At 46.8% G+C, this 15196-nt stretch carries 9 protein-coding genes; 7 read left to right on the plus strand and 2 right to left on the minus strand.

Annotation, left to right across the window (positions count from 1 at the left end):
• Positions 1–65 precede the first annotated feature (65 nt).
• The 3 genes from recC to recD all read left to right on the plus strand — a co-directional run bounded on the left by recC (position 66) and on the right by recD (position 9706).
• Complete coding sequence (gene recC, locus R7Q38_RS15190) at positions 66–3557, plus strand: exodeoxyribonuclease V subunit gamma (protein ID WP_239938537.1); 3492 nt, start codon at positions 66–68, stop codon at positions 3555–3557.
• A gap of 327 nt (positions 3558–3884) precedes the next feature.
• Positions 3885–7559, plus strand: a complete 3675-nt coding sequence (gene recB, locus R7Q38_RS15195; RefSeq protein ID WP_239938543.1) for an exodeoxyribonuclease V subunit beta — start codon at positions 3885–3887, stop codon at positions 7557–7559.
• A complete protein-coding gene (gene recD / locus R7Q38_RS15200; protein ID WP_239938538.1) occupies positions 7559–9706 on the plus strand; it encodes an exodeoxyribonuclease V subunit alpha in 2148 nt (715 codons plus the stop codon). The genes recB and recD overlap by 1 nt, the downstream gene beginning before the upstream one ends.
• A gap of 34 nt (positions 9707–9740) precedes the next feature.
• Here recD and R7Q38_RS15205 read toward each other — a convergent pair whose 3' ends face one another.
• Positions 9741–9929: a hypothetical protein gene (locus tag R7Q38_RS15205; protein ID WP_130545062.1), complete on the minus strand. Its 189-nt coding sequence runs from the start codon at positions 9927–9929 to the stop codon at positions 9741–9743.
• Between the two features lie 400 nt (positions 9930–10329).
• Positions 10330–11667: an amino-acid N-acetyltransferase gene (gene argA, locus R7Q38_RS15210; protein WP_012841478.1), complete on the minus strand. Its 1338-nt coding sequence runs from the start codon at positions 11665–11667 to the stop codon at positions 10330–10332.
• 162 nt (positions 11668–11829) lie between these two features.
• Between argA and R7Q38_RS15215 the strand changes: the two genes are divergently transcribed.
• The 4 genes from R7Q38_RS15215 (at position 11830) to csdE (ending at position 15019) form a co-directional block, all read left to right on the plus strand.
• Positions 11830–12285 (plus strand): DUF2850 domain-containing protein, encoded by a 456-nt coding sequence (locus R7Q38_RS15215; protein WP_213874860.1) that lies wholly within the window; start codon positions 11830–11832, stop codon positions 12283–12285.
• A gap of 273 nt (positions 12286–12558) precedes the next feature.
• Entirely contained in the window at positions 12559–13662 is a 1104-nt protein-coding gene (gene mltA, locus R7Q38_RS15220; RefSeq protein WP_005391723.1) for a murein transglycosylase A, read from the plus strand.
• A 99-nt stretch (positions 13663–13761) separates the two neighbouring features.
• A complete protein-coding gene (tcdA, locus tag R7Q38_RS15225) occupies positions 13762–14571 on the plus strand; it encodes a tRNA cyclic N6-threonylcarbamoyladenosine(37) synthase TcdA (protein WP_005380241.1) in 810 nt (269 codons plus the stop codon).
• A 19-nt stretch (positions 14572–14590) separates the two neighbouring features.
• Positions 14591–15019, plus strand: a complete 429-nt coding sequence (csdE, locus tag R7Q38_RS15230) for a cysteine desulfurase sulfur acceptor subunit CsdE (RefSeq protein WP_239938539.1) — start codon at positions 14591–14593, stop codon at positions 15017–15019.
• The last annotated feature ends 177 nt before the right edge of the window (positions 15020–15196 follow it).

The raw sequence follows: 15196 nt of genomic DNA on the forward strand, positions 1-15196 counted from the left end.
TGCGGGTTTAAATGGGGCTGTGCTAAGCTAGCTAACAGTTTCAATCGGCGCTCGGTATTCCCAATTTGTTTACTGTTTATCACTCCAACCAAGTTGACGTTCTTAAATCACTCCTTGTCGAACTGATTCGAATCAGTCCGCTGGAAAACCCGTTCGAAAAAGAACAAATTCTGGTTCAAAGTCCGGGCATGTCCCAGTGGCTAAAAATGGAATTGGCCAAAGAGTTTGGTGTTGCCGCGAACATTGATTTTCCGCTTCCTGCTACCTTCATTTGGGAAATGTTTACGCAGGTGTTGCCAGACGTGCCAAAACGCAGTGCGTTTAACAAAGAAGCGATGACGTGGAAGTTGATGCATCTGCTGCCGGGGCTTCTCAACCAAGAGGTGTTTTCGCCGTTAGCGCAGTACCTCAAAGATGACAGTGACCACTCTAAGCTGTATCAGCTGGCTGAGAAAATTGCCGATATTTTCGATGGTTACTTGGTGTATCGTCCGGAATGGATCGCAAGTTGGGAAGCTGGGCAGAGTGTGCCAGAGCTGGAAGATGAGCATCCGTGGCAGCCGATCTTATGGCAAGCGTTGTATGATCACACTGTGTCATTAGGGCAGTCTCCTTATCACCGTGCCAACCTTTATGAGCACTTTATCGACACGTTAGAGAGTTTTAACTGCAATTTTGACCATTTACCCAAGCGTTTGTTTGTTTTTGGCATTTCTTCGTTGCCGCCTCGCTATATGGATGCGCTAAAAGCAATTGGTGAACACATCGACGTGCATCTGATGTTCACTAACCCTTGTCGTTATTATTGGGGTGAAGTTCGAGATCGCAAATATCTGGCTCGTTTGGCGGCGAAACATCGTCAGCACGTTGTGTGGCAGGACGATCACTCGGAAGTGCAAGGTGAAACTGAGCAACTGAAAGGTTCATTGGAAGATAATGTGATCGATGAGCTGCACACCGATGTGGTCGGAAACAGTCTGTTGGCATCCATGGGTAAACTCGGGCGCGACAATATGTATCTGTTGTCTCAGCTGGAATCTCATGAAATCGAAGCCTTTGTTGATGTTGAGCGCGACAGTCTGCTCCATCAATTGCAAGCGGATATTCTCAATCTTGAAGAACATCAAGATGACCAACAGATTGAAAACAGTCATCACAAACAAGTGGTGAGTTTGGGTGATAAATCTCTGAGCTTGCACTCTTGCCACAGCCCAATGCGAGAAGTGGAAGTGCTACACGATCAGCTTTTGGCAATGTTCGATGCCGATCCGACACTGAAACCGCGCGATATTATTGTCATGGTGGCAGACATCAATGCCTACAGCCCTGCGATTCAGGCGGTGTTCGGCAATGCGCCGGGTGAGCGATTTATTCCTTACTCGATTTCAGACCGAACGGCCGATCAAGAAAGCCCAATTTTGGCGGCTTTCATGCAACTTGTTAATTTACCGAATACACGTTGCTTGGCTTCTGAATTACTTGAGCTGTTAGAAACGCCGGCGATATTAAAGCGATTCGACTTAAGCGAAGATGATTTCCTTCAAGCCAAACAATGGGTGGAAGAATCCGGCATTCGCTGGGGGCTAGATAGCCATACCGGCAGCGAATTTGAACTGCCAGAAACACGCCAAAACACATGGCAATTTGGTATTCAGCGTATGTTATTAGGTTACGCGATGCCAGAATCTGCCGGTTTGTTTGAAGCGCAAGAAGGTAGCCTCTCACCATACAATGAAGTGCAAGGCATGGGCGCAGAACTTGCTGGTAAGTTAGCCCATTTTATTCAACAAATTAGCCAATATCGCCGCAAACTTTCTCATGTTCAGTCGATTGATGCATGGCGTGAAACCTTGGTGGCGATGTTGGATGACTTCTTCTCTGTTGAGCTAGAAGGGGAAATGGCGCTTAAGTCGATTCGAGATACCCTGAGCCAACTGAAAGAACAGCTAGCTGATGCGGCATTTGATGATGCGTTATCGCCGTCGATCATCAGCCAATACCTTCAAAATAAATTATCTGGAACACGAGTTAGCCAGCGCTTCCTGGCTGGTCAAGTGAACTTTTGTACCCTGATGCCGATGCGATCTATTCCGTTTAGAACCGTATGTCTGCTGGGGATGAATGACGGCGTGTACCCGCGTTCTATGCCGCCAGAAGGCTTTGACTTGATGACGGGAAGAACCAAGCCGGGCGACCGTTCGCGCCGAGATGATGACCGTTACCTATTCCTCGAAGCAATGCTATCGGCACAGCAAACGCTCTACATCAGTTATGTTGGCCGTTCAATCCAAGACAACACCGAGCGAGTGCCTTCGGTTCTGGTTTCTGAGCTGATGGAATACTGCCACCAAAACTATTGTTTAAGTGGTGATGAAGCGTTGCCCGTTGATGAGTCTGGCGACAACTTATTAAATGCGTTGGTGAATACCCACGCCATGGTGCCGTTTAGCCCAAGTGCGTTCCAAGGCACGCACGCCAGCTACGCGAAAGAGTGGATTCCAGCGGCATTGACTCAAAGTAGTCAATCGCAAGGCTATGTTCGTCGTGATTTTAATCGTGCATTAGACGACTATCTGTTAGGAGCGACGTTCCCACTTGAGCTCGACTTAGTCGAGTTGCAACGTTTCTGGCGCTTACCGGTGCAGTATTTTTTCAATCGTCGCTTAAAAGTAATCTTTGAGCCGCCACTGCCGGTGATGGAAGACGACGAACCCTTTGTTTTAGGTGGTTTGGAAAGTTATCAAATGCGTGATGAGCTGTTAGAAACCTTGCTTGAAACGACATTGATGCAGCCTGAGAAAAAAACAGAGGTGCTTAAACACTTTATGAGTCAACAGCGCGCGCAAGGCAAACTGCCGGTGGGGGCGTTTGGTGATATCGAGTTTGAAACCAACCGAGTTCAGGCGGAAGAGCTGGTGGACAAACTGGCGTTTTTATCTGGTGCGCCTCAAGACGATTTGGAAATCGACCTGACGTTTGACTCCTTATTTGAGCGAAATGAAGGCGAAGAGAAAAACGTTCGCCTGACTGGTTGGCTAACTCAATGCTACCAATCCGGTTTGATTCGCTATCGAAGCGGTAAGATTCGCTCGCAGGATTACCTTGCAGCGTGGATCGATCACCTTGCCATGTCGGCGTCGGGTCATGCTAAGAAAACCCACATCATTGGTTACGATCGTAAAGAAGGCGCGCTGCATTTGATCTACCCAGAAATTGCCGATGTGCATTATGCCAAACATCTACTGACTGAATTAGTTCGCTTATTCTTCGAAGGCATGACTAAGCCTTTGCCTTATTTCCCGAAAACGGCGTTGGCTTGTGTTGAAGCGGGCTTTAGCCGTGGTCAGTGGGTCGATGACGAAGAGAAATCTTTGAAGAAAATGGCTGACGCATTCAATGATGGTTTCATGAGCCCGGGCGAAGGCAATAATGCGTACATCTCTCGAATTTGGCCTGCTTGGAATGATGAGTTGGCCTCAGAAGTTCGTGTGCTGACAGCATTAGTACTGCAAGGTGCGCGCTTAGCGGTTCAAGACGCTGATGATGTAAAAGCGTGATAAAGAAAGTTGGATAAAGAGAAGGAAGAGTAGGGTGGCCGCCAGAAAATCATTATTTTTTGTAGGGCGTTCGCTGTACGGCCACAAGGTCAGAGGGACCATGATACTTTTGTTTAATTCATTTGAGTTGTGCCGCCAAAAAGGTTTGGCTTATCTCGTGGGGCGCATACTAACGGTACGTCTTATGGATAACCGTGAGAAAGATCTCACAAAGCTCTAAATTATCCAACTTGTTAAACATATTAATAGAATTTTTAACTATAGATCACATTTATTAGGTGATACGTCCTAGTAAATAATCCGGAGAGATTCAGCGTTATGGATCAAATGTCAGGTGCAGAGTGTCCTCTACATACGTTAGACCGCACAGAGCAACCTCAACCAACGCCACTAGAACCGATGACGTTTCCTCTGCACGGTGCGAGGTTAATCGAGGCATCAGCAGGTACAGGTAAAACCTTCACTATTGCAGGTTTATATCTGCGTCTTTTGCTTGGTCATGGCAGCGCGGAAACTCGACATCGCGTACCGCTTACGGTCGACCAAATTCTGGTTGTAACCTTTACCGAAGCGGCAACTGCGGAATTACGCGATCGTATCAGGGCAAGAATCCATGATGCGCGAATCGCGTTTGCGCGTGGACAGAGTTCCGACCCGGTGATCCAACCTTTGCTTAATGAGTTTGACGATCACAAGCAAGCCGCAGAAATTTTATTGCAGGCAGAGCGTCAGATGGACGAGGCGGCGGTCTACACCATTCACGGTTTTTGCCAACGTATGCTAACGCAAAATGCGTTTGAATCTGGCAGCCGATTTAATAACGAGTTTGTGACCGATGAAAGTCACCTAAAAGCGCAAGTTGTAGCCGATTACTGGCGCCGCAATTTCTACCCGTTGCCATTTACCTTGGCTGGAGAAATTCGCCAGCTATGGGGCTCTCCATCTGCGTTGTTGTCTGACATCAGCAATTACTTAACTGGTGCGCCGTTAAGCCTTTCTGTTCCAGCAATGAAAGGCAGTTTGGCTGATCTTCATACTGAAAATTTGAAAAAAATTGATGAATTAAAAGCACAGTGGCGAGAAAGCCAAGATGACTTCTTAACGCTGATTTCGTCTTCAGATGTAAATCCGAGAAGTTACAACAAAAAGTCTCTGCCGACGTGGTTGGAGGCGGTAAGCGCTTGGGCTGCAACGGAAACTACAGGTTACGATTATCCAGACAAGCTGGAGAAATTCGCGCAAAACGTCTTGTTGGAAAAAACACCGAAAGGCAGTGCGCCGCAGCATGCGGTATTTGAAGCCATTGAAACATTTCTTGCCAATCCAATCAGCTTAAAAGCGCCACTGCTTGCTCATGCGATTGAGCATTGTCGTGCAATGCTGGCCAACGCGAAAAATCAAAAACAGTGGCTCTCTTTCGATGATTTGCTGACGCAACTTTCTGCTTCTATCGATACGGACGAAAGCGAGCTTTTAGCGGCGCGTATTCGTACTTTGTATCCCGTCGCAATGATTGACGAGTTCCAAGATACCGACCCGCTTCAATACAGTATTTTCAGCCGTATTTATCTGAATAATCCGGAATGTGGTTTGTTTATGATCGGTGATCCCAAGCAGGCGATTTATGGCTTTCGTGGCGCAGACATTTTCACTTATATCAAAGCGCGTAACCAAGTAAGTGCCCACTATACGTTAGGAACCAACTGGCGTTCTAGCGCAGATATGGTGCAGGCGGTAAACCAAGTATTTGCTTTGCCAGACAGTCCATTTATCTATGATTCAGATATTCCGTTCTTACCCGTTAAGTACAGTCCCAATGCCGAAAAACGCATTTGGACTATGGGTGGCCAAAAGCAACCGGCGCTGACTTATTGGTTGCAAGAAGCGGACGATAAACCGCTACCAAAAGGCGAGTATTTGACTCGAATGGCAGAGGCGACTGCAAGCCAAATCCAAACTATTTTGACGCAGGCTCAACAGGGGCAAGCGTGTCTGGTGAATGGCGAAAAACAGAAAGCGGTTCAAGCGGGCGATATCGCGGTGTTGGTTCGAACAGGTAGTGAAGGTCGAATGATCAAACAAGCGCTGGCTGAACAAGGCATTGCCAGCGTGTACCTGTCTAACCGAGACAGTGTGTTTACCAGTTCAGTGGCGCAGGATCTACAGCGTTTGCTGCAAGCGGTGCTGACTCCAGAAAATGACCGTGCGCTGCGTGCAAGTCTTGCCTCTGAGCTGTTTGCCCTTGATGCAGCAAGTTTGGATGCACTTAATAACGATGAAATTGTGTGGGAAAACGCCGTAAACGAATTCAAAGAATATCGCAAACTTTGGGTTCAGCGTGGTGTGCTGCCGATGCTGCGGGCGGTGATCAGCAAACGCCATATTGCCGAGCGATTACTAGAAGAAGGCGCGAGTTCACAGGGTGAAAATGGTGAGCGAGTGCTTACCGATTTAATGCACATCGGTGAACTGCTTCAACAAGCCAGTAATGAACTGGACAGCGATCACGGTCTACTGCGTTGGCTCGCTCAGTCTATCAGTGATGCGGAAAACGGTTTGGGCGGCAGTGATGACCAAATCCAACGTTTAGAATCGGAACGTAACTTAGTACAGATCGTGACTATTCACAAATCAAAAGGCTTGGAGTATGACCTCGTATTTCTGCCGTTTGTGTTCAGCTATCGAGAAGCCAGCGAAGCCAAATATTACGATGCAGCCAATGACCGCACGGTACTGGATATCACTGGCAACGATGCGTCCATGAAGCAAGCGGATAAAGAGCGTTTGGCGGAAGACTTACGCTTGATATACGTGGCACTAACGCGTGCTGTGTATGCGTGTTTTATTGGAGCCTCGCCTTTGCGCAATGGTCGTTCGACCAAAGAGCCAACTGGCGTACACCGCAGTGCGATTGGCTATTTGATTCAGAATGGTCAAGAAGGTGGCATTAACGATTTGCACCAAGGTTTAACAAAGCAACAAGACGAGCTTGATTGTGTCGTCGTGGCCGATCCGCCGCAGAAACTCGAAGAGAAGTACGTAGCGCCACAAGAAGAAGTACACGATCTTAGTGCGAAAGAACTGCAAAACCCTATCGACAGAAACTGGCGCATCACCAGTTACTCTGGCTTGGTCAAGCAAGGCTCTCATCACGCCGAGCATGATGCCACGATTGAGATTACAGGTTTCGATATCGACTCATCTGAAGAACAAGACGAAGCGGATTTGGTGGAGCCAGAGCGTTCGATTTTTACCTTCCCTCGTGGTGCGCGTCCGGGTACGTTCCTGCACAGCCTGTTTGAGGAAATTGAATTTACTCAGCCAGCCACGACGGAAGAGAATACACAAATCATCCTTGGCTTGATGGAAAGCGAACAGCTCGATGAAGAGTGGTTGCCCATTTTACAGCAATTGATTGATACCGTACTCGCAACGCCGTTGGATGGTAAGTCTTTGCTGCTGAATCAAAAAGCACCGTCGCAACGTTTGGTGGAGATGGAGTTTTTGCTGCCGATTGAAGTTTTGTCTGCACCGGCGTTAAACCGAGTCATTCAACGTCACGATCCGTTGTCGGCGAAAGCGGGGGATTTAGGTTTCCAAACCGTGCAAGGCATGCTCAAAGGTTTTATCGACTTGGTGTTTGAACATCAAGGTAAATACTACGTGCTTGACTGGAAATCGAATCATCTTGGCGACGATGTGACGAGCTACCATGGTGAGGCTCTGAAATCGGCGATGGCGGATCACCGCTACGATTTGCAGTACCAGATTTATGCGTTAGCACTGCATCGTTTCCTACGCAGCCGATTGGCGAATTATCAATATGAGCAGCACTTCGGTGGCGTGTATTACTTGTTCTTGCGCGGCATGGATGGGCAGAGTGACCACGGCATTTTTGCCGCGAAACCAACTTTCGAGTTCTTACAAGAGATGGATCGTTTGATTGATGGTCAAGCACTCGAAACGCGCTCAACTCAAGCCGGGCAGATGGAGCTACTTTAATGACGACAAATCACAATCTTCATTCTGACCAAGATAGCCTATTGGTAGTGTTGGAACGCTTGGCGCACAAAGGTGCTATTCGTCAGCTCGACTACCAATTCGCCTGTTTTATTGATTCTCAAACGCATGATGAACAGTCGGACAGTCAAGCATTGGCGTTTATCGCGGGTGTTGTCAGTAGTGAGCTTGGCAAAGGACATATCTGTCTGTCTCTGTTCGATGCACAAGGGCAATCTACGGATTTAGCCAGTAAGCTAGGGCTGTTTGGTGAGTCGGCATTGGCGCTCAACACACAGTTGCAAGACATAGACTGGATTCAAGTATTAAAAAATTCCACCGTGGTCGGCGCGCAAGGAGAAGCCTTGCCGCTGATGTTCGATGGCGAGCGTCTGTATCTGCACCGCTATTGGCATTATGAAGTGACACTGGCGGAAAAGCTCAATCAGTTGGGCGCCGCAGTTAACTTGCAACCACAAGAGTTTGTGCGATTATCCGAGTTGCTCAACCATCTGTTCGCACGCCAATACCATTTTCTGTTTAACGCGTTGGGCAAAGCAGTAGAAGCGGGAAGCAGCAACCAAGTGTTACGTCAACAATTGGTGTGTGATCACCTTGATGTGGTCGCAAGCGAATCGTTGGATTGGCACGCCATTGATTCCGTGCTTAGCAATGCGCGCAAGGTTCAGGATTTGCATCAACTGGATGAGCTGGTGCCACTTTCAGCTTGTGTGAACTGGCAAAAAGTCGCGGCGGCGGTTGCGTTAACTCGTCGATTTGCTGTGATTTCTGGTGGCCCTGGTACGGGTAAAACGACGACAGTAACCAAATTGCTTGCTGCTTTGATTGAACAGGCGACACACGAGAAAAATCTAACCATCAAGCTGGTGGCCCCGACGGGGAAAGCGGCGGCGCGATTAACCGAGTCCATTGGTAAAGCAGTGCAAGAACTGCCAGTTTCTCCGGAGCTAAAAGCCAAAATTCCGACTGAATCGAGTACTTTACATCGGTTGCTGGGCGCGATTCCTAATAGCGCAGAATTTCGTCACAACAAGCAAAATCCACTGCATTTGGATATTTTGGTTATCGACGAAGCGTCGATGGTCGATTTGCCAATGATGTACAAAGTGGTCGATGCCTTACCGAAACATGCGCGGCTGATTTTGCTAGGTGATAAAGACCAACTTGCCTCAGTTGAAGCAGGGGCAGTGTTGGGTGATATCTGTTCGTTCCATGCATTGGGTTATGGCAAAGAGCAGGCGTCAGCCATCGCAAAACTGACGGGTTTCGATACTTTAGCCCATACAGGTACCAGTGCATCTAGCATTGCTGATAGTTTATGTATGCTGCAAAAGAGCTACCGATTTGACGCTCGCTCAGGCATTGGTCAGTTGGCAAAAGCGGTTAACTCAGGTTCTGCTGCGAGCGTAGATAACGTCTGGGCGCGTGACTTTTCTGACATCGAACATTTCGCGCTAAGTAGTCAACATTACAACCAAATGATGCAGACGTTGGTGCAGGAATACGGTCGTTACCTCAAACGCATTGGACAACAGGAAACTGATCCTAAAACCGGAGAGCCAGAGTCGCTAACGCACAAAGCCAAAGCGGTGTTAGATACTTTCAACCAATGCCGACTGCTGTGCGCGATCCGTGAAGGTGACTTTGGTGTGGCTGGGCTAAACCAGCGCATCGAGAAAGCGCTCGCGGCGCGCAAGTTCATTCAAGTTCAGGATGAAATTTGGTATCACGGCAGACCCGTCATGGTTACGCGTAATGATCACGGTTTAGGTTTGTATAACGGTGATATTGGTATTTGCATGCGAGATGACAGTGAAGAAGAACCGCGTTTGAAAGTCTTTTTCGAGTTACCTGACGGCAGTGTGAAATCAGTCTTGCCAAGCCGAGTACCTGAACATGAAACGGCTTACGCCATGACCATCCATAAATCGCAAGGCAGTGAATTTGATTACACCCTGATGATTTTGCCACCAGACTTTAGCCCGATATTAACCCGTGAGTTGATTTACACAGGCATTACCCGCGCGAAAAAGCGTTTAGCTCTTTACGCCGAACTCAATGTTCTGAAGCGAGGCATTAAGGTGAAAACGACTCGCGCGAGTGGGTTAGTACAGCGGCTTACTAACTAAAACAAGAAGACCGAGCTTATGGCTCGGTCTTCTTTTATGCATGTTTTGCAAACGCATTGGTAAAAGACACGCTGCGTATTTTGTATTGCTGTTGATAAGCAAGAATAAAATCTCGGATAGCGTCATTTACGGGAAAAACACAGTGGACGTCTAGGCCTTCTAAAAACTGATTGTCAGCCATATCCCAGAAGCTTTGAAGCGAATTACAAATGATTGTTTTCATAACAGTGCTCGTCTCGGCTTATTTAAAGTCAGATTAACAACTGTCCTTGGTGTGCAATACGGAGCTAACTAGTTTTTCAATTGCCCAGTATTTTAGGGTGAAGGCTACATTACATCACCTAGATCCATTCGTATTGGTTAAAAACCAATCACTAGCGAGCAGAGTATAGCCAACCAAATGTATATTTAAAAGATAAAATTGGAACGAAAATCAAGCAATGGTTTGCGTATTTCTAAGTTGGTGTTTATATGATGACTCGCTAGCTCGAAGCAGGATTTATGTGAGGCCTTACTCCAAAACAAACTTGATGTGCAGGATTGAGCTTCAATGAGCTGAATCCCGCACCTTGAGGTTTTGGTATAGCGGAACGTTAAGTTTCGCTCCCTGATTTAAGGTTAAGCTATAAATCTAACGCTAAGATTTTGGACTTACGCTGGAAGTTATATAACCCTTGTTTGGCTCCAGGCAAATAGTCGACACTGACTTCGTAAAAACCTTGCTCTCTGAACCAATGCAAACTGTGTGTCGTGAGGACAAAAATTTGATCAATGGTTTCGGATTTAGAACGATGTTTCATGTAGTTGAGCAGTAACAAACCTCGGTTTCCATCACGATAGTCAGGGTGAATCGCTACGCAAGCCATCTCAGCTTTACGCTCTTCTGGGTATGGATAAAGGGCAGCACAGCCAATAATCAAGCCGTCTTTTTCGATGATGGTAAATTTTCCAATCTCTTGCTCTAGCTGCTCTCGAGAGCGCCTAACGAGTACACCTTGTTCTTCTAAAGGGCGAATGAGGTCTAAGATACCGCCAATATCGTCAATATTAGCTTGCCTCACTTGTTCAGCACTCGCCATAACAACTTGGGTACCGATACCGTCGAAAGAGAACAACTCCTGAATTAAGGCGCCATCTACTTTATAACTGATCAAGTGGCTACGAGGTACTCCGGCACGGCAAGCGGCAATAGAGCCTTTAAGAAAGCGCAGTGTCCCAGTGTTGTAATCTAGATCAGGAGACGTATTTTCAGAGAGCGTTTTGATGACATGCTCCGCCTCAATTGGTAGTAACTCGGCGACAGCATTGCCGTTGTCATCAATGACACCTTGTTCGGAGCAAAAACCAATCAGCTTATCCGCACCCAGCTTTATCGCCAGTTGTGTCGCGACTTCCTCAGAAAGTAAGTTAAAACACTCGCCAGTCACAGAGCTAGCAATGGGGCCAAGTAGCACAATAGAGCCTTGGTCGAGCGTGCGATTAATCGCGTCGGTGTCAATGCGGCGAATGCGTCCACTATGGCAATAGTCCACACCATCATCAACGCCGAGTGGCTGAGCAATGATGTAGTTTCCGCTAACGACATTGAGCTGGGTGCCTGCCATCGGGGTGTTGTTGAGGCTCATTGATAGGCGCGCAGTAATCGCAAGTTGAAGTTGTCCGGCAGCTTGCATAACAACAGATAAAGCCGATTCATCCGTAATGCGGATATTTTTGTGGTAAGGCGTAGTGAGGTCTTGTTTTTCTAGCAGCTGATTAATTTGAGGACGTGCACCATACACCACCACGACTTTGATTCCGAGGCTGTGCATGAGTGCGATATCATTAATAATATTGCCAAAATTTTTGTGTGCGACGGCTTCTCCGCCCAGCATGATCACCATGGTTTTTCCGCGGTGAGCATTGACATAAGGTGTTGATTGACGGAATCCTTTTACGAGAGCAGTACTACGAATTTTCACTACAGCCATTCCTTTGTTTAATTATGTTAAAATAATGCCTTTTTATTCATTGAGTGGCAAGGTGAAATTTTGGAATAAAGCACAAACATATTGAGGTAGGTTCTTGGTCCCGTTAAAAGGGAAGGTTACAATGGGTGCGTCTTTCCTCAATACGTGAACCTCATGTCTTCTGCTGTTAATAAGAATGCTGCGATCACTGCTTCAAATTTGTCAAAAACGTCATCTAAATCAATGCTTCGTAAGTGGCTAGAGCGTTCTCTCATGCTTATAGCGATAGTTGGAACCGTTGTCGTGTGCATGCTGTATAGTGATTTGATTACTCGAACCATTAATCCGCCCATTCCCAAATCGATAATTTATGGTCGCTGGGTTGAGCAAGATGTTGCGCCTTATGCTCGTGAAGAATTTGTGTTGAGTGAGCGCGGTGTTACCGTAAATGGTTCTACAGTGGCGACCAGTTTTGAATTCGATGGGGATTCGTTTTCGTATCGAGTGGGTTCAAATGAGCGGCACTTCAATTTTGTGGGTAAGCAGCATGCAGAAATGAAGCTGGATGCTAATGCACATTATCTACCTGTATTCCATTTAGAGGGGCGTGCAAGGATTGCGGTAAGATAGTCGTTTTTATTATTGTCTCTTAAGCTGACAGCTTTTTCGTCTGTGAGTCACATGGATGATCACAATTTCATCTCTCAATCAGTAAATCTTACTTTCAAACATAATCCGGACAATTCCGTAATTCTTCCGCTGCTATCATGTTGTATTAACTGAATGAATTCACAACGAGTAAACGGATTGGCTTAGCGTTGAAACATTTTGTCGTTGCTTTTCAATTGCACCGTATGCATTTGTTTGCCATCCTTTTGCTATTCTCTTTTACGGAAAAGACACGTGTTAAAAAAACTCCTTCCTATTATCTCTTTGAGCCTACTCTTTGGCTGTGCTCAACAAAATGATCGTGCTCAGCAATATCTTGATGGTGAGTTTCCTCAGATCCTCAATCAAGTGGATGTGGTTGAGTCTAACAAACCACGCGATTTTACTGAATTTAACAAGCAAGCTGAGCAAGTGGTGATAAAGTCACCATCCATGGCGAAGATATACCAACCGCTATATCAACGATTAAGTGAGTGGGCGCAACAGAGCGGAGATACCAGTGCGTTGAGTGCGTTTGGCATTCAAGCCGCGCAATTGGGTGGTGGTGATAAAAAAGGTAATGTGCTGTTTACCGGATACTTTTCTCCCGTGATGGAACTGCGTCATACACCAAACGACATTTTTAAGTACCCAGTTTATGGCAAGCCAAACTGCTCATCAGATTGTCCGACTCGCGCGGAGATCTACAACGGGGCATTAGATGGCCAAGGTTTGGTGCTAGGTTACGCGCCTAATCGTATCGACCCATTTATGATGGAAGTGCAGGGCAGTGGCTATGTGCATTTTGAAGATGATGATACGTTGGAGTACTTTGCGTACGCGGGTAAAAACAACAAAGCTTACGTCAGCATTGGCCGCATTTTGATTGAACGTGGTGAAGTGCCGCGTGAAAAAATGTCTCTCAAAGCGATTAAAGAGTGGGTAATGGACAACGACGATGCGACAGTGCGCGAGTTGTTGGAGCAAAACCCTTCTTACGTTTTCTTTGCGCCAAAAGCGGAAGCGCCAGTAACGGGGTCGGCTGGTATTCCTTTGTTGCCAATGGCCGCGGTCGCGGGTGACCGTTCTATCTTACCAATGGGCACACCAATCTTGGCGGAAGTACCATTGCTGAATGCGGATGGCACGTGGAGCGGTGCGCATCAACTGCGAATGCTGATCGTTTTAGACACTGGTGGTGCGGTAAAACAGAACCATTTGGATCTGTATCATGGCATTGGTGCGAGAGCAGGAACGGAAGCAGGGCACTACAAGCATTTTGGTCGAGTGTGGAAACTTGGGTTAGAAAACTCACCAACTCAAGCGCCTTGGGCTTTACCGCCAGAAAAGCTACAATAGTCGTCCAAGAGAGAGGAACACTCTCTTATCTAGACATTTCATCAAAGAGTGCGTATAAATCGCACTCTTTGTTTTTCTATCGATCATCTGGACTTCAATATGCGTGAACTCGATACCCCAGCATCTGACAGCTACAATCAACGCTTTGGCGGCACTCGTCGTCTTTATGGCAACAGCGAAGTAGACATTCTTCGCGCTGCACACGTTTGTGTGATTGGTATTGGTGGCGTAGGTTCATGGGCGGTGGAAGCGCTGGCTCGTACGGGGATCGGTGAGTTGACTCTGATTGATATGGACGATGTTTGTGTCACGAATATTAACCGCCAAATTCATGCGATGACGGGCACCGTTGGCCAAAGCAAAATTGAAGTGATGGCCGAGCGTGTCAAATTGATCAACCCTGAGTGTAAAGTCAACCTGATTGATGATTTCATCACGCCAGACAATCAACATGAGTACTTAAGCAAAGAGTTTGATTACGTGCTAGATGCGATTGACAGCGTAAAAGCGAAGGCGTCTTTGTTGGCGTATTGCCGCAGCAACAAGATCAAAGTGATCACTACGGGGGGCGCTGGTGGTCAGGTTGACCCAACGCAGATCATGGTCGCTGATTTAACGAAAACGATCCAAGATCCTCTAGCGAAGAAAATCAAAGACACCTTGCGTCGTCATCATAACTTCCCTAAGAATCCGGCTCGTAAGTTTGGTATTGATTGCGTGTTTTCAACCGAGCAGCTGAAGTATCCTCAAGCAGACGGTTCAGTGTGTGGTGTGAAGTCGACAGCGGAAGGCCCAAAACGTATGGATTGTGCTAGCGGTTTTGGTGCGGCGACTGTTGTAACTGCAACGTTTGGCTTTGTCGCGGTATCGCGAATCGTTGAGAAGTTGATTTCAAAATATAAGAAGTAAACTAGAAGAAGAGCGCATCATGACAGATTTTCCCGTTTCTCCATTTGGTACAGATATCACCAGCGAAGACATTGTAGCGACTATGCAGCAATTTCAAGGCTGGGAAGATCGTTACCGTCAGGTTATTCAGTGGGGTAAAAAGCTGCCACAAATGCCAGAAGAGCTGAAATCAGAACAAGTTACCGTTTCGGGTTGTGAAAGCTTGGTGTGGTTAGTGAGCCAAGAGCAAGGTGGCGTTTGGCATTTTTGTGCGGACTCCGATGCGCGTATCGTCCGTGGATTGATTGCCTTGGTGATGGCGGCTTATGACGGAAAAACGGCCGATCAAATTCAAGTATTTGATATTGATGCTTATTTTGATCAACTGGGGCTTGTCTCCCATTTAAGCCCGTCACGTGGTAATGGCTTGAAAGCTATTGTAGAGCAGATTAAGCAAACCGCCGTGTAACGAGTCATTTTCCCAATTCTTAAAAAACGCCGAATAGCCTAGCTGTTTGGCGTTTTTTGTATCTGAGTTGAGATATTTTTTGCATATGGATAAAAAGTATGCAAATGGTCGACTATTTTAGCGTTAATTAACCATTCTATTGATCCTGGTTCATTATATTGCCCACTTGGTTTTTAT

Source organism: Vibrio sp. Vb0598 (assembly GCF_033338935.1).
Classification (GTDB): domain Bacteria; phylum Pseudomonadota; class Gammaproteobacteria; order Enterobacterales; family Vibrionaceae; genus Vibrio; species Vibrio alginolyticus.